The sequence below is a fragment of the Micromonospora sp. SCSIO 07396 genome, from assembly GCF_053667945.1.
The window spans coordinates 2,723,103-2,741,375 of sequence record NZ_CM132210.1 but is presented as its reverse complement, the minus strand read 5'-3'; the positions used below and the strand labels follow the sequence as shown (position 1 = coordinate 2,741,375).

The 18,273-nt window shown below is 74.8% G+C and carries 18 protein-coding genes; 8 read left to right on the top strand and 10 right to left on the bottom strand.

The window, feature by feature from the left end:
* Nucleotides 1-38: 38 nt before the first annotated feature.
* Nucleotides 39-215: a hypothetical protein gene (locus ACWCHM_RS11685; RefSeq protein ID WP_204959758.1), complete on the bottom strand. Its 177-nt coding sequence runs from the start codon at nt 213-215 to the stop codon at nt 39-41.
* A 79-nt stretch (nt 216-294) separates the two neighbouring features.
* Here ACWCHM_RS11685 and ACWCHM_RS11680 point away from each other — a divergent pair, with 79 nt between their 5' ends.
* Entirely contained in the window at nt 295-1,329 is a 1,035-nt protein-coding gene (locus tag ACWCHM_RS11680; RefSeq protein WP_281897464.1) for an NAD(P)-dependent alcohol dehydrogenase, read from the top strand.
* Between the two features lie 21 nt (nt 1,330-1,350).
* On the opposite strand, the gene ACWCHM_RS11675 is transcribed toward ACWCHM_RS11680, so the two are convergent.
* Nucleotides 1,351-2,508 (bottom strand): geranylgeranyl reductase family protein, encoded by a 1,158-nt coding sequence (locus ACWCHM_RS11675; RefSeq protein WP_454222425.1) that lies wholly within the window; start codon nt 2,506-2,508, stop codon nt 1,351-1,353.
* 139 nt (nt 2,509-2,647) lie between these two features.
* Here ACWCHM_RS11675 and ACWCHM_RS11670 point away from each other — a divergent pair, with 139 nt between their 5' ends.
* The 3 genes from ACWCHM_RS11670 (at nt 2,648) to ACWCHM_RS11660 (ending at nt 6,141) form a co-directional block, all read left to right on the top strand.
* The gene (locus ACWCHM_RS11670; RefSeq protein ID WP_204959755.1) at nt 2,648-2,884 is read left to right on the top strand and encodes a hypothetical protein; all 237 of its coding nucleotides are present in this window, start codon (nt 2,648-2,650) and stop codon (nt 2,882-2,884) included.
* A gap of 61 nt (nt 2,885-2,945) precedes the next feature.
* Nucleotides 2,946-4,415 carry an MFS transporter gene (locus ACWCHM_RS11665; protein WP_454222424.1) on the top strand — a complete coding sequence of 490 codons (1,470 nt, stop codon included), beginning with the start codon at nt 2,946-2,948 and terminating at the stop codon, nt 4,413-4,415.
* Nucleotides 4,416-4,515: 100 nt separating this feature from the next.
* Entirely contained in the window at nt 4,516-6,141 is a 1,626-nt protein-coding gene (locus ACWCHM_RS11660) for an alkaline phosphatase D family protein (RefSeq protein WP_454222423.1), read from the top strand.
* A gap of 57 nt (nt 6,142-6,198) precedes the next feature.
* Here the strand turns inward: ACWCHM_RS11660 and ACWCHM_RS11655 are convergent, their stop codons facing one another.
* The 5 genes from ACWCHM_RS11655 to ACWCHM_RS11635 form a co-directional block, all read right to left on the bottom strand.
* On the bottom strand, nt 6,199-6,891 hold the full coding sequence (locus ACWCHM_RS11655) for a hypothetical protein (protein WP_454222422.1): 693 nt from the start codon (nt 6,889-6,891) through the stop codon (nt 6,199-6,201).
* A gap of 301 nt (nt 6,892-7,192) precedes the next feature.
* Nucleotides 7,193-7,651, bottom strand: coding sequence for a VOC family protein (locus ACWCHM_RS11650; protein WP_307821323.1), 459 nt, complete (start codon nt 7,649-7,651; stop codon nt 7,193-7,195).
* Between the two features lie 56 nt (nt 7,652-7,707).
* Nucleotides 7,708-8,334, bottom strand: a complete 627-nt coding sequence (locus ACWCHM_RS11645) for an MBL fold metallo-hydrolase (RefSeq protein ID WP_204959751.1) — start codon at nt 8,332-8,334, stop codon at nt 7,708-7,710.
* Nucleotides 8,331-9,419, bottom strand: coding sequence for an S-(hydroxymethyl)mycothiol dehydrogenase (locus ACWCHM_RS11640; RefSeq protein WP_454222421.1), 1,089 nt, complete (start codon nt 9,417-9,419; stop codon nt 8,331-8,333). Before ACWCHM_RS11640 ends, ACWCHM_RS11645 begins: the two co-directional genes overlap by 4 nt.
* A 67-nt stretch (nt 9,420-9,486) precedes the next feature.
* The gene (locus tag ACWCHM_RS11635; RefSeq protein WP_454222420.1) at nt 9,487-11,109 is read right to left on the bottom strand and encodes an MFS transporter; all 1,623 of its coding nucleotides are present in this window, start codon (nt 11,107-11,109) and stop codon (nt 9,487-9,489) included.
* A gap of 56 nt (nt 11,110-11,165) precedes the next feature.
* On the opposite strand from ACWCHM_RS11635, the gene ACWCHM_RS11630 reads away from it, so the two are divergent.
* Nucleotides 11,166-12,614, top strand: a complete 1,449-nt coding sequence (locus tag ACWCHM_RS11630) for a cryptochrome/photolyase family protein (protein WP_454222419.1) — start codon at nt 11,166-11,168, stop codon at nt 12,612-12,614.
* A 60-nt stretch (nt 12,615-12,674) separates the two neighbouring features.
* On the opposite strand, the gene ACWCHM_RS11625 is transcribed toward ACWCHM_RS11630, so the two are convergent.
* Together ACWCHM_RS11625 and ACWCHM_RS11620 are read right to left on the bottom strand one after the other, a co-directional pair.
* A complete protein-coding gene (locus tag ACWCHM_RS11625) occupies nt 12,675-13,583 on the bottom strand; it encodes an SDR family NAD(P)-dependent oxidoreductase (protein WP_454222418.1) in 909 nt (302 codons plus the stop codon).
* Between the two features lie 47 nt (nt 13,584-13,630).
* Nucleotides 13,631-15,106, bottom strand: coding sequence for a flavin-containing monooxygenase (locus ACWCHM_RS11620; RefSeq protein WP_454222417.1), 1,476 nt, complete (start codon nt 15,104-15,106; stop codon nt 13,631-13,633).
* 225 nt (nt 15,107-15,331) lie between these two features.
* Between ACWCHM_RS11620 and ACWCHM_RS11615 the strand changes: the two genes are divergently transcribed.
* Nucleotides 15,332-16,180, top strand: a complete 849-nt coding sequence (locus ACWCHM_RS11615; protein ID WP_454222416.1) for a pentapeptide repeat-containing protein — start codon at nt 15,332-15,334, stop codon at nt 16,178-16,180.
* Nucleotides 16,181-16,235: 55 nt separating this feature from the next.
* Complete coding sequence (locus ACWCHM_RS11610; protein ID WP_204959745.1) at nt 16,236-16,487, top strand: hypothetical protein; 252 nt, start codon at nt 16,236-16,238, stop codon at nt 16,485-16,487.
* Nucleotides 16,488-16,554: 67 nt separating this feature from the next.
* Here ACWCHM_RS11610 and rnhA read toward each other — a convergent pair whose 3' ends face one another.
* On the bottom strand, nt 16,555-17,019 hold the full coding sequence (gene rnhA / locus ACWCHM_RS11605) for a ribonuclease HI (protein ID WP_454222415.1): 465 nt from the start codon (nt 17,017-17,019) through the stop codon (nt 16,555-16,557).
* Nucleotides 17,020-17,147: 128 nt separating this feature from the next.
* Between rnhA and ACWCHM_RS11600 the strand changes: the two genes are divergently transcribed.
* Nucleotides 17,148-18,254, top strand: coding sequence for a serine hydrolase domain-containing protein (locus tag ACWCHM_RS11600; RefSeq protein ID WP_454222414.1), 1,107 nt, complete (start codon nt 17,148-17,150; stop codon nt 18,252-18,254).
* Nucleotides 18,255-18,273: the final 19 nt, after the last annotated feature.

Here is an 18,273-nt window from a genome sequence, read left to right as displayed (position 1 = left end):
CGGGCCCCGGGGTGGCACCCCGGGGCCCGGCGGCCGGTTCAGCCGCCCGAACGCAGGTCCTGCTCGTACCGGCCGGGGGTCGGGTCGGGCTGGTACCGGGGCGGGTCGGTCTCGGTCGACGCCGTCCGGTCCTCGGGGCGGACCGGCGGCGGCAACTCCCCGAAGCGGACGTGCCGCAGGAAAGCGTGCTGCTCGTCGGTCAACGATTCGCTCATGACTTGGATTGTGCGCCTGGCATCAAGGCCAGCGGGAGGGGTAAGCGCGCGGGACCGTCGGCGACGAGAGGACGAAACCATGCGCGCGGTACGGATGACCGCCCCCGGGGTGCTCGAACAGGTGGAGGTGCCCACCCCGACGCCCGGCCCCGGCGAGGTGCTGGTACGCGTCGGCGCGGTCGGTGCCTGCCACTCCGACCTGCACATCCTCGATTCCCCGCCGGGCCTCTACCCCACCCCGATCACCCTCGGCCACGAGATCGCCGGCACCGTGGACACCCTCGGCGACGGCGTCACCGGCTGGTCCGCCGGGGAGCGGGTCGCCGTCTACGGGATCATCGGCTGCGGCACCTGCCGGGGCTGCCTGCGGGGCCGGGAGAACGAGTGCCGCACCGTGCCCGTCGGCGGGATCGGGCTCAGCCGCGACGGCGGGCTGGCCGAGCACGTGGTGGTGCCCGCCTCCCGGCTGCTACCCGTCGGTGACCTGGAGGTGACCCAGGCGGCGCCGCTGACCGACGCCGGGCTGACCCCGTACCACGCGATCGAGCTGGCCCGGCCGGCCCTGCGGCCGGGGACGTCGGTCGTGGTGATCGGCATCGGCGGCCTGGGGCACATGGCGGTGCAGATCCTCGCCGCCACCACCGCCGTGCGGATCATCGCGGTGGACAGCAACGTCGCCGCCCTCGACCTGGCCACCCGGGTCGGCGCGCACCACGTGGTGCCGGCCGGCCCCGACACGGTCGACCGGATCCGGGAACTGGTCGGGCCGGCACCCGACGGCGCGGACGTGGTCATCGACTGCGTCGGGGTGGACGCCACCCTCACCACCGCCCGCGGCGTCGTCGCCACCGGCGGCCGGCTGCTGCTGGTCGGGTTGGGCGGCGGCACCCTGCCGGTGCGGCCGGTCGCCGACGAGCCGCCCACGGTCCCGTTCGGGACCAGCGTCACGGTCCCGTTCTGGGGCACCCGGGCCGAACTCCAGGAGGTGATCGCCCTGGGCCGGGCCGGGCTGCTCGCCGCCGACGTGCAGACCTTCCCGCTGGAGCGCGCGCCCGAGGCGTACGACCTGCTGCGGGCCGGTGAGATCCACGGCCGCGCGGTGATCGTGCCCTGACCCCGCCCGCCGGCCGGCGGGTCAGCGAACGGGCGACCCGGCCGGCTGCGGGCCCCGGGCGGGCAGCCGGTCTAGCAGCGCCGCCACGGCCCGCACCGGCATCCGGTCCATGGTCCGGTCGAAACTCAGCCGGCCCTGGCAGAACCGGACGAACATCGACCAGCCGGCCGGGGTCGCCACGAACGCGTGGCACAGCTCCGGGTGGCGGGCGAACAGGGTCAACATCCGCCGCCCGGCGCGCATCGACGGCACCAGGCGCTCCTGCACGTCGCGGGGGTAGCGGTCCAGGTCACCGGCGGCGACCGCCGCGCCGGCCAGCGTCCCGGAGCGCAGCGCGTAGCTGATCCCCTCCCGGGTCCACGGCTCCAGCAGGCCGGCCGCGTCCCCGGCCACCAGCACCCGGCCGTGGGCAAGCGGCGAGTCGTCGGCCCGGCACCGGGTCAGGTGCCCGGAGTCGTGCGCGGCGGGCACCTGCGCCAGGCCCAGCCGGTCGAGGAAGTCGTGCAGGTAGGCGCGGGTGCGCTCGCCCTCGCCCCGGGCCCCGATCACACCGACGGTGAGCAGGTCCCCCTTGGGGAACACCCAGCCGTACGCGCCGGGGAACGGGCCCCAGTCCAGCAGCAGCCGTCCCCGCCAGCGGGCAGCCAGCGCGGGCGACACCGGCAGCTCCCGTTCCAGGCCCAGATCCACCTGGCCGTACCGGACGCCCACGTGCCGGGCGGTCACCCCGGCGGAACCGTCGGCGCCGATCACCGTCCGGGCGGTCACCTCGGAGCCGTCGGCCAGGCGGACGCGTACCGTGTCGGGGTCCTGGTCGAGGGCGCGTACCGCGACGCCCTCGCGGACCTCGGCCCCGGCGGACACCGCCGCCGCGCGCAGCCGGTCGTCGAACTCGTCGCGGCGCACCATGGTCACCAGCGGGGTGCCGTGCCGGCGGGTGAAGCCCCACCGGCCGTCGTGGGTGAAGGTGACCCGGTCGACCCGGTCGTGCGCCGGCACCTCGATCCGGCCGGCCACCATCGACAGCGAGGTGCCGATCAGGCCACCCCCGCAGGTCTTGTAGCGGGGGTGCACGGCCCGGTCCAGCACCAACGTCCGCACGCCGGCCGCGGCGGCCTCCCGGGCGGCGCTGAGCCCGGCCGGCCCGGCACCGACCACGACGAGATCCCAGATGATCATGCCGTCCAGGGTAGGGCACCGGCCCGCCCGGGGGCGCGCACGACCGGCGGTCGGGCAGGCATTGTCGGGCGGCCAGCGGGTAAGCCGCGCCACCCGGACCGCCCGACCGGCCGGCCGGGGTCACGGCAAGGAGGGCACCATGCAGCAGGTACGTCTGTCGGAGGTCGAGGTACGCGTCTACGAGGCGGTCAGCGTGCTGGAGACGCGCGGCCAGGTGCCGTACCCCGACCTGATCGCCGCGGAGGCGGGGCTGGCCGAGCAGGACGTCCACGCGCCCCTGCACCAGCTCACCGAGAAGGGCCTGCTGCACCGGGAGGACTCGCCGCTGGCCGGACTGGACTTCGGCCCCCGCTGGTGCGCCCGCCAGCCGGCGTGAGCGCCGCAGCGCCGCGCCGACCCCCCGGTTTGCCGCACCGGCCCCCGGGTAGCGCTGCGGCATGCCCGATCACCGGTCCGCGCCCGACCGCCCCGACACCGACGGTCCCGTGACCGGCCACCCCGACGACCGCCGCCGCTGGCAGGCCCTCGGCGTCGGCCTCGTCGCGGCGTTCATGACCCTGCTGGACGTCAGCATCGTCAACGTCGCCGTCCCGTCGATGGACCGGGCGTTGCAGGCCAGCCCGAGCGACCTGCAGTGGGTGCTGTCCGGCTACGCGCTGACCTTCGGGCTGGTCCTGGTGCCGGCCGGACGGTTCGGCGACGCCCGGGGCCGCCGCAACGCCTTCGTCGTCGGGGTCGCCCTGTTCACCGTCACCAGCGCGCTGGCCGGGCTGGCCCAGTCCCCGACCTGGCTGGTCGCCGCCCGGCTGCTGCAGGGCGTCGCCGCCGGGGTGGTCAACCCGCAGGTCACCGGCCTGATCCAGCAACTGTTCCGGGGCGCGGAGCGGGGTCGCGCGTTCGGCCTGCTCGGCGCGACCATCGGCATCTCCACCGCCGTCGGCCCCCTGCTGGGCGGGTTGCTCATCCAGCTCGGCGGGGAGGACCACGGCTGGCGGTGGGTGTTCTTCGTCAACGTCCCCGTCGGGGTGCTGGCGGTGCTGCTCGGCTGGCGGCTGCTGCCCACCCGCGCCGCCGGCCGGCTCGACCGGCACCGACTCGACCCGGTCGGGGTGCTGCTGCTCGGCGTCGGCGTGACGCTGCTGCTGCTGCCGCTGGTGCAGCGGGAACAGTGGCCCAGCCCGTGGAAGTGGGGGCTGATCCCGGCCGGGCTGGTGGTCCTGGCCGCCTTCGGATGGTGGGAACACCGCTACGGGCGCACCCGCACCCCCCTGTTCGACCTGGGGCTGTTCCGGCTGCGGTCGTACACGATCGGGGCGGTGATCGCGCTCATCTACTTCGGCGGCTTCACCGCGATCTTCTTCATCTTCACCCTCTACCTGCAGAACGGGCTCGGCTACCGGGCGTTGACCGCCGGCCTGGCGATCACCCCGTTCGCCCTCGGGTCGGCGCTGGCCGCCGCCCTTGGCGGCCGGCTGGTCACCCGGTTCGGCCGTCCGCTGGTCGGGATCGGGCTGGTCATGGTGCTGGTCGGGCTCGGCGGGGTGGTGTTCGTGCTACGCGGCGACCCGCACGGCTCCATCCCGCTGCTCACCGCGCTGCCGCTGCTGCTCGCCGGGCTGGGCAGCGGCCTGGTGATCACCCCCAACCAGACGTTGACCCTGTCCGAGGTGCCGGTGCCGCAGGCGGGCAGCGCGGCCGGGATGTTGCAGACCGGCCAGCGGATCGGCTCCGCCGCCGGCATCGCCGCCGTCGGCGCACTGTTCTTCTCGTCGCTGGCCAGCACCGACGGCCAGTGGTCCGCCGCGTTCCGGCACTCCCTGCTGCTGGCCATGGGCATCGTCGCGTTGGCCCTGGTCGCCGCCGCCACCGACATCGTGCTCAACCACCGCGCCGCGCACCGTCGCTGAGCCGCCGTCCACGGGCGACACCAACCCCCGGGGAACCGTCGGCGAACACTGACCGCACGGGGCTGCGGACGCACCGCGACAGCCGGTAGACACATAGACCATGACGAACACCCTCGACCGTCGTACCCTACTGCGCCTTGCCGGCGCCTCCGCCGGCACCGCCGTCCTCGCCGGCGCCACCCTCGCCGCGAGCGGTCCCGCCCACGCGGCGGCCGGCGCGTTCCGGCACGGGGTCGCCTCCGGCGATCCACTGCCGGACGGCATTCTGCTGTGGACCCGGGTCACCCCCGTCCCCGAGGCGCTGCCCGGTTCCGGCCTCGGCCCGGACGTCGACGTGCGCTGGCAGGTCGCCGCCGACCCCGACTTCGCCACGGTCACCGCGCAGGGCGTGGCACCGACCGGCCCCGCCCGCGACCACACCGTCAAGGTGGCGGTGACCGGGCTGGCCCCGGCCACCACGTACTGGTACCGGTTCGGCCACGGCGACACCTGGTCGCCCACCGGCCGGACGATGACCGCCCCGGCGGCCGACGCGGCGATCGACCGGCTGCGGCTGGGCGTGGTGTCCTGCGCGAACTGGGAGGCCGGGCACTTCGCGGCCTACCGGCGGCTGGCCGACCGGGGCGACCTCAACCTGGTCGTGCACCTCGGCGACTACCTCTACGAGTACGGCACCGGCGAGTTCGACGCCGGCGGCACCGTGGTCCGCCCGGTGGTGCCCGAGCACGAGACGCTGACCCTGGCCGACTACCGGGTCCGGCACGGGCTCTACAAGACCGACCCGGCCCTGCAGGCGCTGCACGCCGCCGTGCCCTGGGTGATCACCTGGGACGACCACGAGGTCGCCAACGACGCGTGGTCGGGCGGGGCGGAGAACCACACCCCGGGCTCCGAGGGCGCGTGGTCCGACCGGGTCGCCGCCGCCCGGCAGGCGTACCAGGAGTGGATGCCGGTGCGCATCGGCGCGGACGGGGCGATCTACCGGCGGTTGCGTTTCGGCCGGCTCGCCGAGCTGTCCATGCTGGACCTGCGGTCGTACCGGTCGCAGCAGGCCGGCGGCACGGCGGTGGACGACCCGACCCGCACCATCGCCGGCACGGCCCAGCTACGGTGGCTCGAAGACGGGCTGTTCGGCTCGACGGCACAGTGGAAACTGGTCGGCAATCCGGTGATGATGGCCCGGGTCGACCTGGGTTCGCTGCCGGCGTGGCTGCTCGGCCCGCTGGCCAAGCTGCTCGGCATCCCGCAGAACGGCGCGGTGCTCAACCCCGACCAGTGGGACGGCTACAACGCCGACCGCAACCGGCTGGTCGACCACCTGCGGGCCACCGACACCCGGGACGTGGTGTTCCTCACCGGCGACATCCACACCTCGTGGGCCAGCGAGGTGACCACCCGCTCGACGGGGTTGACCAACCCGGCCGCCGCCGAGTTCGTGGTGCCGTCGGTGACCAGCGACAACCTCGACGACATCCTGGGGCTGCCGGCCGGCAACGGGCTGAGCCTGCTCGGCGCGACCCTGCTGCGTTCGACGAACCCGCACGTGAAGTGGACGGAGCTGGACGGGCACGGCTACGGCGTGCTGGAGGTGACCCCGCAGCGCTGCCGGATGGACTGGTACCACCTGGTCGACCGGACCAGCCCCGACAGCGCGAGCCGCTGGGCCGCCGGGTTCTCCGTCGGTGCCGGGTCGGCGAAGCTGCGCCGGGAGGACGCGCCCGCCTGACCCGGACAGACGCCGACCGGCCGGCCCCGTCGCGGGGACCGGCCGGTCGGGCCCGGGTCACCAGAGCTGCTGGACGATGTCCGCCGCCTGCTGCTCCCACTGGGCGTACGCGTACGGGTACGCCGAGACCTGCACGGTCTGCGCGGCGGCGGTCAGCGGCAGGTCCTCCCAGCCGGGCACGTTCTTCAACGCGCCGAAGAACGCCCGGGAGGCGTACCGCGGATCGGTGACCTGCTCGGGCGTGCCCCACCCCGACGATGGGCGCTGCTGGAACAGGCCCTGCGAGTCGTGGTCGTTGTACGCGCCGAGGTGCCCCAGGTTGTACAGCTTGGACTCCTGCAACGAGGTGGCCACGCCGATCACCGCACCGCGCTCGCCCACGCCGCTGCGCTTGGCCTCGGCGACGATCTCCCTGGCGTTGGCGAGTTGCGCGTCGTCGAGCGGGACGCGGGACTGGGCGCCCTCGACGCCGCGCGGGATGAGGTCGTCGGTGCTCGGCTTGCCGGCCGGCGCCTCGGTGGTGGGGGTGCCGGTGGTCAGGCCGGACTCAACGGTGACGCCCTGCCGGCCCTTGCCGGTGGCCAGGTCGATCGCGGCGCGGGCGCCCTCGTGGGGGCCGCTGGTGACGGGGGCGGCCACGGCGGCCGGCCCGAACGCCAGGCCGCCGAGGGCGGCGACGCCGGCGATGCTCAGTGCGGTCCTGCGGTCCTTCGCGATGGCCGGGAGCCATCGAGTGAAGTCAGGCTTCACGATGGTTGCCCTTTCGATCGTGGCGACGCGCTCCGGGGTGAGCGGGCCTCGGGGGATCTGCCCCGCCGGCCGGAGGTGTGCTGACCGGCGTACGGGGAACACAACCCACCGCCCCTGTCCGTCATTCCGGAAATGCGCACGCCACGTCGGGCTGTGGCCCGGGTCACCGGCAACCCACACCCCGGGGCCTCATACCGGACAAGCCGCCCATGCGGCGCGACAACGCCCAGCGGGCGTGGACCGGGTCAGGACGGCGGAACCGGGCGGCGGCAGGTCCCGGGCGGACGCCTCCGCGCCGACGTCAGCCGTCGATGCCGAAGCCGTCGGCGGTGGACCGCTCGTCGAGATCCTGCAACTCCTGGAACACGGTGAGCTGAAGGCCGGCGGGCACGTCGAGGCGGGAGTTCAGCGAGTGCCACGGGGTGACGGTGGGCGGGGCGACCTCGGTGGCCCCGGCGGCGACCAGCCGGCCGGTCACGGAGGCGGCGTCGTCCACCTCGACCGCCAGCCGTAGCCTCGGGGCCACCTGACGGCCCACCTCGACGTCGTCGATCATCCGCTTCTGCGCCGGATTGGCGATCTCCAGGGTCGCCCGGCCCGCCTCCAGGATCACCACCCGGGCCTCCCCCGCACCGGAGTACGCGGCCTGCTCAGGCAGGCCCAGGGCGTCCCGGAAGAATGCCACCGCCGCGTCGTAGTCCTCGGCCTCCACCACCAGGCGCAGCTGTCGTACGCCCGGCGGGCGGTCGTCGTCGGTCACCCGGCCGATCCTAGGCCGCGGCGGCCGGGCGGCGGGTGCCGCCCGGCCACCGCGGTTCAGTGGCCGCGGGCCAACCACTCCTGCAGGTGGGGGGCCTCCGCGCCGACGGTGGTGTCGTCGCCGTGCCCGGTGTGCACCACCGTGTCCGCCGGCAGGGTGAGCAGCCGGGTCCGAATCGACTCCACGATCGTGGCGAAGTCGCTGTACGACCTGCCGGTGGCCCCCGGACCACCGGCGAACAGGGTGTCCCCGGTGAACACCGCCCCCAGCGCCGGAGCGTGGAAACTGCACGCGCCGGGACTGTGCCCGGGGGTGTGCAGCACCCGCAGCACGGTGTCCCCGACCGTGATCTCCTGCCCGTCGGTCAGCTCCCCGTCCGGGGCCAGCCCGGGGTGCACCAGATCCCACAGCACCCGGTCGGCGGGATGCAGCAGGATCGGCGCGTCGGTGACCTTCGCCAGTTCCGGGGCGACCCGGACGTGGTCGTCGTGGGCGTGGGTGGCGAGGATCGCCACCACCCGCCGGTCGCCGACGACCCGACGGATCGCGGCCACGTCGTGCGGGGCGTCCAGCACCACGCACTCGGTGTCGTCGCCGACGACCCAGACGTTGTTGTCGACGTCGAAGGTCTGCCCGTCGAGGGAGAACGTGCCGGAAGTGACGGCGTGGTCGACCCGGATCACGGGAACACCACCACCGACCGCAGCACGTCCCCGTCGTGCATCCGGTGGAACGCCGCCTCCACCTGGTCCAGGGCGATCTCCTCGGTGACGAAGGCGTCCAGGTCGAGGCGACCCTGCAGGTAGAGCTGGGTGAGCAGCGGGAAGTCCCGGCTAGGCAGGCAGTCGCCGTACCAGCTCGACTTCAGCGCGCCGCCCCGGCCGAACACGTCCAGCAGCGGCAGGTCGACGGTCATCTGCGGGGTGGGCACCCCGACCAGCACGACGGTGCCGGCGAGGTCCCGGGCGTAGAACGCCTGCTTCCAGGTCTCCGGCCGGCCCACCGCGTCGATCACCACGTCCGCGCCGAACCCGCCGGTGGCGGCCCGGATCGCCTCGACGGCGTCCTCGGCGGAGGCGTCGACGGTGTGGGTGGCGCCGAACCTGCGCGCCCAGTCCAGCTTGCGGGCGTCGGTGTCCACCGCGACGATCGTGGTCGCGCCGGCCAGGACGGCGCCGGCGACCGCCGCGTCGCCGACCCCGCCGCAGCCGATGACGGCCACCGAGTCACCCCGGGTGACCTGGCCGGTGTTCATGGCCGCACCGAGGCCGGCCATCACCCCGCAGCCGAGCAGCCCGACGGCGGCGGGCCGGGCCGCCGGGTCGACCCTGGTGCACTGGCCGGCATGGACCAGGGTCTTCTCGGCGAACGCGCCGATGCCCAGGGCGGGGGTCAGCTCGGTGCCGTCGGTGAGGGTCATCTTCCGGGCGGCGTTGTGGGTGTTGAAGCAGTACCACGGCCGGCCCCGGCGGCAGGCCCGGCACTGCCCGCAGACCGCACGCCAGTTGAGCACCACGAAGTCACCGGGGGCGACGTCGGTGACGCCCTCGCCCACCTGCTCCACCACCCCGGCCGCCTCGTGGCCGAGCAGGAACGGGTAGTCGTCGTTGATGCCGCCCTCCCGGTAGTGCAGGTCGGTGTGGCAGACCCCGCAGGACTGCACCCGCACCACCGCCTCGCCGGGCCCCGGGTCGGGCACCACGATCGTGGTGACCTCGACCGGAGCGCCCTTGCTCCGTGAAATGACGCCCCGGACTTCCTGGCTCACGCTGTGTCCTCCCTGCCTGCCGGCCCGACGGCCGGATGGGTCCCGCTCACCGCCGAACCTACCGCGATCATGCCGCCCGACCCATCGGTCCGCCGGACCCGCCACCCGCCGGCCGCTCACCGCCGCCGTCGGGCCGCTCCCCCGGCGGTACGCACACCGCCGTCACCGACGGGCCGGGGTCGGTGGCCCGCACCCACCTGCGGGCGGCGTTGCGGTAGCGCAGCACCTGGACCGCGCCCAACGCCCAGAGCAGGTACTGCACCGCGAACGCCCACCGGAACGCCGACAGCGGCGGAGCGGACGCGCCGGCCGGGGTGGTCAGGTCCAGCACCACCCCGATCGCCAGCACCAGCACGATCGAGGCGACGAACCCGCCGACGTTGACGATGCCGATGGCGCTGCCGATGCGGTGCACCGGGTTGAACGTGCGGGCGTAGTCGAAACCGATCACCGCGCCCGGGCCGCCCAGGGCCAGCACCAGCACCAGCACCACCAACAGCCAGTACGGCGAGCGGCCCGGCCAGGCCAGCACCACCGCCCAGACCGCGGCGCTGGCCGCGGTGACCACGAGGACCAGCGCCGACCGGTGGAACGGGTACCGGGCGCACAGGTGGGCGACCACCGGCCCGACGACCAGCGTCCCGACCGTCATCAGACTGAGCAGCGACGCGGCGGCCGTCGGCGTCAACCCCTGCCCCTGCACCAGGAACGGGTAACCCCACAGCAGCGCGAACACGGCCCCGGAGAACTGGGCGACGAAATGCGTCCACAGGCCCAACCGGGTACCCGGCTGGGCCCAGGCCGCGGCGAGTTCCCGCCGCACGGCGGACAGGGCGGGGGCGACCGCCACCCCCGGCCCGACGTGCGGGGCGTCCCGGACGGCGACGAGCACCAGCAGCACCGCCGTCGCCCCCAGCCCGGCCGCGACCAGGAACGCCGGCGTCCAACCGGCCCGGTGCAACAGCGCCACCAGCGGCACCGCCGCGAGGATCGCACCGAGCTGACCGACCATGCCGGTGAGCTGCACCAGCAGCGGGTTGCGGCGGCCCGGGAACCAGAACGCGACGATCCGCAGCACGCTGATGAAGGTCATCGCGTCGCCGAGGCCCACCAGCACCCGGGCGGCGACGGCGAGCCGGACGTCGGTGGCGACGGCGAAGCAGAGCTGCCCCGCGACCATCAACGTCCCGCCGGCCAGCAGCAGCCGGCGGGAGCCGTACCGGTCCAGCAGCATGCCGACCGGGATCTGCATGGCCGCGTACACGGCGAGCTGGGCGACCGAGAACACGGCGAGGGCGGAGGCGTTGATGGCGAACCGGTCAGTGGCCTCCACCCCGGTCACCCCGAGGGAGCTGCGGTGGAACACCGCCGCCAGGTAGGCGGTGACGGCCACCGACCAGACCACGGTGGCCCGCCGGACGATGGGTGCGGGGGCCACGCTCACCGGCGTGCCGGGCCGACGCCCGCCGCGCCGGCCCGGCCGGCGTGGTCGCCGTAGCGGGCCGGGAACCGGCTGGTCGGCGGCGTGCTGCGACAGCAAGACATCCGCGTACGACGATCCGTCATACCACCATGGTGCGTCGGCGTCGGGGCGGCGGGCGGCGGCGGGTGCGCCGCCGGTGGCCCGCGCCACTGCCCGACGCACCCGGCCCGACGGCGCGTCGCCGGGCGGGCTGGCAGGGGCGATCACCGCGACCGATCGACCCCGGCACGTGGGGTGACCGGACGGCTGGGCACAATCGACGCATGTCTCCCCGCCGGTGGCTGCTCGCCGATCAACTCGGGCCGCACTTCCTGGACGACGACCAGCAACCGGTGCTGCTGGTCGAGGTCGCCGACCTGTTCCGGCGTCGGCGGCTGCACCGGCAGAAGGCGCACCTGATCCTCAGCGCGCTGCGCCACCGCGCCGCCGAACTCGGCGACCGGGCGGTGCTGCTGCGCACCGCGACGTTCCGGGAGGCCCTGGCGGCCGTCGACGGCCCGGTCGAGGTCTGCCACCCGAGCACCAGGGCGACCCGGGACTTCGTCAGGTCCGTGCCGGGGCTGACGGTGCTGCCGCCCCGGGGTTTCATCACCGACCGGGCCGACTTCACCGACTGGGCGGACCGGCCCCGGCGGGGCCCCCTGCGGATGGTCGACTTCTACCGCTACGCCAAGCGCCGCCACGGTGTGCTCACCAGCCCCGGTCCGGCCGACCGTGGCCGCACCGCCCCGCCCGGGCGCACCCTGGACGTGCCGCCGCCACCACCGATCGTCGAGGACGACATCGACGCCGAGGTGCGGGCCGACCTGGACCGGTGGGAACGCGACGGGGTGCGGTTCGTCGGCCGGGACGCCCCCCGCTCGCATCCGGCCACCGCCAGCGAGGCCGAGGACCGGCTGACCCACTTCCTGCGGCACCGGCTGCCCGCGTTCGGCCGCTACGGCGACGTGATGAGCGCCGAGGACCCGGTGCTGGCGCACGGGATGCTCTCCGCCGCGTTCAACCTCGGGCTGCTCGACCCGGCGGCGGCCGTGTCCCGGGCGGAGGCGGCGTGGCGGTCGGGCGACGCCCCGCTGGCCTCGGTGGAGGCTTTCGTCCGGGGGGTGCTCGGCTGGCGGGAGTTCCTCTGGCAGCTCTACTGGTACATCGACCCGCCCTACCGGGGCACCGGTTGGCTCGCCGCCACCGAACCGCTGCCGCAGTGGTTCGAGGACCTCGACGCCGACGCGGTGGAGGCACGCTGCCTGGCCGACGTGCTCGCCGGGGTGCGGGACCGGGCCTGGGCGCACCACGCCCAGCGGCTGCTGGTGCTCGGCAACCACGCGTTGCAGCGTGGCTGGCGGCCCACCGAACTGGTCGACTGGTTCCAGCGCAGCTTCGTCGACGGCGCCGAGTGGGTGATGAACACGACGGTGCTCGGCATGAGCCAGTACGCCGACCTGGCCCGGGTGGACACCCGCCCGTACGCCGTGGATGGGCGGTACATCGACGAGATCAGCGACTACTGCACCGGTTGCCGCTACCAGCCGGACCGGGAACTCGGCGACCTCGCCTGCCCGTACACCGGCGGGTTCGCGGCGTTCCTGCACCACAACCGGGAACGGCTGGTCGGCGACCCGCGGCTGGCCGCGGAACTGGCCGCCCGCGACGACCCGGAACGCCGGGAGGCGGTACTGGCGCAGGAGGAGAAGCGGGGCGGCAACCCGCCCTGACCGGCCGTCCTCCCGCCGCCACCGTCCCGGCCGTCGGGGGCGTCGTGCCCCGGCCGGTGGTCAGGCGACCTCACCGGCGGGCAGTTCCGCCGGCACCGGGGCCGCCACCCGGGCGGTCGACACCGACCGTGGGCCCGGACCACCGGCGAGCCGGACCCCGGCGGCGACCAGCCGGCCGTACGAGCCGGGCGCGACCCGGGCCAGCAGGTCGGGCAGCTTCGCCGACCAGCCGATCAGCACCCGGCCGCGTCGACGTTCGACCCCGCGCAGGATCACCTCGGCGGCCTGTTCGGCAGGGATGGACAGCAGCTTCTCGAACTGCCGCCGCGCCGCGTCGAACTCCTCGTGGGGCACCCCGACGCCGACCCGGGCGTTGCGGGCGATCCGGGTGGCGATGCCGCCGGGGTGCACCGACGTCACCCCGATGCCGTCGTCGGCCAACTCGTGCCGCAGCGCCTCGGTGAAGCCCCGCAGGGCGAACTTGCTGGCCGCGTAGGCGGTCTGCCCGGCCGGGGCGATCAACCCGAACAGGCTGGACACGTTGACCAGGTGCGCGCCGGGTTCGGCCCGCAACGCCGGCAGCAGGGCGTGGGTGAGCTGCACCGGCGCCCGGAAGTTGATGTCGACGACCCAGTGGAACTCGTCCATGGTGACCTGGTCGAAACGGCCACCGAGGGCCACCCCGGCGTTGTTGACCAGCAACCGGACCCGGGGATGCCGGGCCATGACCTCCTCGGCGACCCGGGCGGTGGTGCACAGGTCGGCCAGGTCGACCAGGTGGGTGTCGACCTGACGCCCGGGATGCGCGGCCCGGACCGCGGCGGCCACCGCGTCGAGCCGGTCGCCGTCGCGGTCGAGCAGGACCAGGTCGCTGCCACGCCGGGCCAGCCCGTGGGCGAGGGCCTCGCCGATTCCGCTGGCGGCACCGGTGACCACGGCGGTCCCGGCCGTGAAGTCGAAGTTACGCACGCGGCCTCCTTGCTGCGGGAAAGAGACGATAGGACGGGGTGACGGGCTCAGCCGACCGGGGTGTCGGCGGTCGCCCGGGAGAAACGCACCCCCTCGTCGACGAGCCGACCGTGTTTCATCAGCACGACGTCGCGGAGGTAGTTCTGGTGCAGCCGCCATGGCGCGCGGGCACCCTGCCGGGGCAGCGTGTCCACACTGCGCAGCACGTACCCGGACCGCAGGTCGATGATCGGCGACAGGTCGCCGTCGGACGGTGCGACCGGGGTGACGACCTGCTGGCCGGTGGCGTCCAGGTGACGCAGCAACCGGCACACGTAGGTGGCGACCAGGTCGGCCTTCAACGTCCACGAGGCGTTGGTGTAGCCGATGGTCAACGCGAAGTTCGGCACCCCGGAGAGCATCATCCCCTTGTACGCCACCGTCGCGCCGAGGTCGACGTCGACACCGTCGACGCTGAGGGTCATCCCACCCAGGGCGAGCAGTTGCAGCCCGGTGGCGGTGACCACGATGTCGGCGGGCAGCTCGACGCCGGAGCCGAGCCGGACACCGCCGGGGGTGAACGCCTCGACGGTGTCGGTGACCACCGAGGCGCGGCCGGCGGACAGGGCCTCGAACAGGTCACCGTCGGGTGCCACGCACAGCCGCTGGTCCCACGGGTCGTAGCGGGGCGAGAAGTGCCTGTCCACGTCGTACCCGGCGGGCAGCCGACCCGTCGCGGCCCGCCGCAGGAACGCCCGCACCATCCGGGGCGCACGTCGGGCGAGCTGGTAGTTGACGGTGCCGAACAGCACGTTCTTGGCGCGTACCAGCCGGTGGGCGGCGCGGGCGGGCAGCCGGCGGCGCAGCACGTCGGCCAGCCGGTCCCGGGCCGGCAACGCGATCACGTAGGTGGGGGAACGCTGCAGCATGGTGACGTGCCCGGCGCGCCGCGCCAGCGCCGGCACCAGGGTCACCGCGGTGGCCCCGCTGCCGATCACCACCACCCGCCGGCCGGTGTGGTCGAGGTCGTCGGGCCAGTGCTGCGGGTGCACCAGCCGGCCCGTGTACCGCCCGATGTCCGGGAAGTCGGGGGTGTAACCGGCGTCGTACCGGTAGTAGCCGGTGCAGGAGAAGAGGAATCCGCAGGTCAGGACGATGTCCTCGGCGGTGTCGTCGCGGTGCACGTGGACCGTCCAGCGGGCGGTGCTGCTGTCCCACTCGGCGCGACGCACCCGGTGCCGGAACCGGATGTGCTCCTCGACGCCGTACTCCCGGGCGGTCTGGCGCACGTAGCGCAGGATGGTCTCGCCGTCGGCGATGGCCTGCGGTGCGGCCCACGGGCGGAACGCGTAGCCGAGGGTGAACATGTCCGAATCCGAGCGTACGCCCGGATAGCGGAACAGGTCCCAGGTGCCGCCGACCGCGTCCCGCGCCTCGATGACCGCGTACGTCGTGTCGGGGCAGGTGCGTCGCAGGTGGCAGGCGGCACCGACACCGGACAGCCCCGCGCCGACGATGAGCACGTCGACGTGGTCGGTGGACATCGCAACTCCCGGGTCCGAGGCGGTGACCGGACCCTATCCCACCCTCCCGGGGCGGCGGGTGCCGCCGACCCTCCCGTCCGACCCGACCGCCCGGCCGTACCCGTCGCCCCGACCGGCGGGCGGACCCTCCCGATCGGCGGTCCGGAGCCCGGCGGACAATGGCCGGGGCGGACCGGCCCGGACAGTGCCGGCAACCACCACCGTACGAGGGAGACGACGGACAGCATGGCCGACACCACCGGGCTGCGGGCGGACTGCGCCCGCTGCGTCGGGTTGTGCTGCGTCGCCCCGGCGTTCGCCGCCTCCGCCGACTTCGCCCGGGACAAACCCGCCGGCCGCGCCTGCCACCACCTGCGCGCCGACTCCCGCTGCGGCATCCACGACGAGCTGCGCGAACGCGGCTACCCCGGCTGCGTCGTGTTCGACTGCTTCGGCGCCGGCCAGCGGGTCAGCCAGGTCACCTTCGCCGGTCGGGACTGGCGCACCGACCCGGCCACCGCCGCCGGCATGTTCGCCGCGTTCACCGTCACCCGGCCCCTGCACGAACTGCTCTGGTACCTCACCGAGGCACTCACCCTCACCCCCGCCGGCCCGCTGCACGACGAGCTGCGCGCCGCCCGCGACGCCACCGACACGCTGGCCGGCGGCACCGGGCAGGAACTGGCCACGGTCGACGTGGACGCCCACCGCGACCTGGTGAACCCGCTGCTCGCGGCGGCCAGCGAAGCCGCCCGTGCCGGCACCGGCGGGGCCGACCGACGGGGCGCGCTGCTGCTCGGCGCGGACCTGCGCGGCGCGGACCTGGTCGGGGCGAACCTGCGCGGGGCCCGGCTGCTCGGCGCGGACCTGCGCCGAGCCGACCTGCGCCGAGCCGACGTCACCGGCGCCGACCTGCGCGGGGCCGATCTGCGCGGGGCCGACCTGTCCGACACCCTGTTCCTGCACCAGTCCCAGCTTGAGGCGGCCCGGGGTGACCGGCACACCGCCCTGCCGACACGGCTACGCCGCCCCGCGCACTGGATCACGGTGGTGCCGCTCACCCCGGCCCGCCGGCCGCGCCGCCCCCGCCGCTGACGGCGGCCCCCGGTGGGTGGGTTTGCCGGGCGGTAGGGCGGGCAGGTAGGTCGGCATGACGGAACAACCACGCACCGACCGGGCCGACACCGACGAGCCGGACGGCGTGCCGGCGTACGAGGCGTCGCTGCGCCCGCCGGGCGAGTCGCTGGGCGACGGCGGGGACACCGGCGACGACTTCGCCGACCTGCCCGCCGAGGAACACCTGTCGGCCCGGGAGACCAGCCGCGCCGGCTACGACGTGGCCGCGGTCTCCGGTGCGGGCGACCCCGCCGAGGAGGAGGCCGCCCACCCGCCCACCGAGTAGCACGCCGCCACCGGCCCCGGCGCGGTCGCGGCCACGCGGTGGGCGTCGGCGCACGGCGGCCCGGGGCTCAGCGGGCGACGCCCACCGCCGCCCGCGCCTGCGTCATCCCCCGGTTGGCCAGCGCGTCGGCACGCTCGTTCTCCGGGTGGCCGTTGTGCCCCTTCACCCAGTGCCAGCTCACCTCGTGCCGGGCACAGGCCGCCTCCAGCCGCTGCCACAGGTCGGCGTTCTTCACCGGCTGCTTCGCCGCGGTACGCCACCCGTTGCGCTTCCACGACGCCAGCCAACTGGTGATGCCGTTGCGCACGTACGTGCTGTCGGTGTGCAGCCGTACCGTGGCCGGCCGGGTCAACGCCTCCAACGCCTCGATCGCCGCGGTCAGCTCCATCCGGTTGTTGGTGGTCGGGGTGGCCTCGCCACCGCACAGCTCCCGCTCGTGCCCGGCGTAGCGCAGCAGCACACCCCAACCCCCCGGCCCCGGGTTGCCACTGCACGCCCCGTCGGTCCAGATCTCCACGACCCCGTCCACCATGCCGCCGAACCTACCGGCACCCCACCCGGACACCACCGCAGGGACACGGACCCCGGCGACCCGACGTCGCCGGCACCGACCGGAAATGCGGCGGCGACCCCGGACCGGCTCTGGCAGAGTCGGCGACCGTGACCATCGACGAAGACGCCCTCCGGGCCGAGGTACGCCGGACCCTGCACACGCTCGTCGACTCCGGCCGGGAGGCGGGCGTGCAGGTGGCGGCCTACCGGCACGGGCGGCTGATCGTCGACGAGACCGCCGGGACCGCCGACACCGCCACCGGCCGGCCGCTGACCGCCGACACCCCGATCTTCAGCGTCTCCACCGGCAAGGGCCTGACCAGCAGCGTCGTGCACGTCCTCGCCGAAGCGGGCCGGCTCGACTACGACCTGCGCGTCGCCGACGTCTGGCCGCAGTTCGCCAGGCACGGCAAACACACCGTCACCCTGCGGCACGTGCTCACCCACACCGCCGGGGTCCCCGCCCTGCCCGCCGATGTCACCCCCGCCGACTTCACCGACTGGGACCGGATGTGCGCGCTGATCGCCGACGCGGAGCCCCGCTGGGCACCCGGCGAACGGATCGCCTACCACGCGTGGACGTACGGCTGGCTGGTCGGCGAGGTGGTCCGTCGGGTCACCGACCGGACGGTCTCCGCCGTGCTCGCCGAGGACGTCGCCGCCCCGTTGGGCGTCACCGGGGAACTGTTCTTCGGGGTGCCCGACGCCGACCTGCCCCGGCTGGCCGTCCTGGAGGACAACGGCCTGGCCGACCTGATGGCGTTCGCCTCCGCCAACCTGCCGCACTTCGACGCCGTCGCCCCACCGGCCGTCCACCCCGACGCCGCCATCGGCAGCCGACCCGACGTGCTGCGCGCCGACGTGCCCGCCGTGGGCACCCTCACCGCCCGCGCCGCCGCCCGGCTCTACGCCGCGCTCATCGGTGACGTCGACGGGGTACGCCTGATCTCCGCCGACCGGCTGCGCCAGGTCAGCGCCGTCGCCGTCCGGGGCGTCGAGTGGGTGTTCGGGCAGGAGATGGCGTTCGGCCTCGGCTACGCCGTCGACGACGACGGCTCGTTCGGCACCTCCGGCAGCGGCGGCAGCCTCGCCTACGCGTACCCGCAGCTGGGCCTGTCGGTGGCGGCGACCCGCAACCGGCTCGGCGCGAACGACGGCGACCCGATGGAGGGCCTGCGGACGCTGATCCGCGACGCGGTCCGGGCCGCCGGCTGACCGCCGCCCCGGCTCAGCG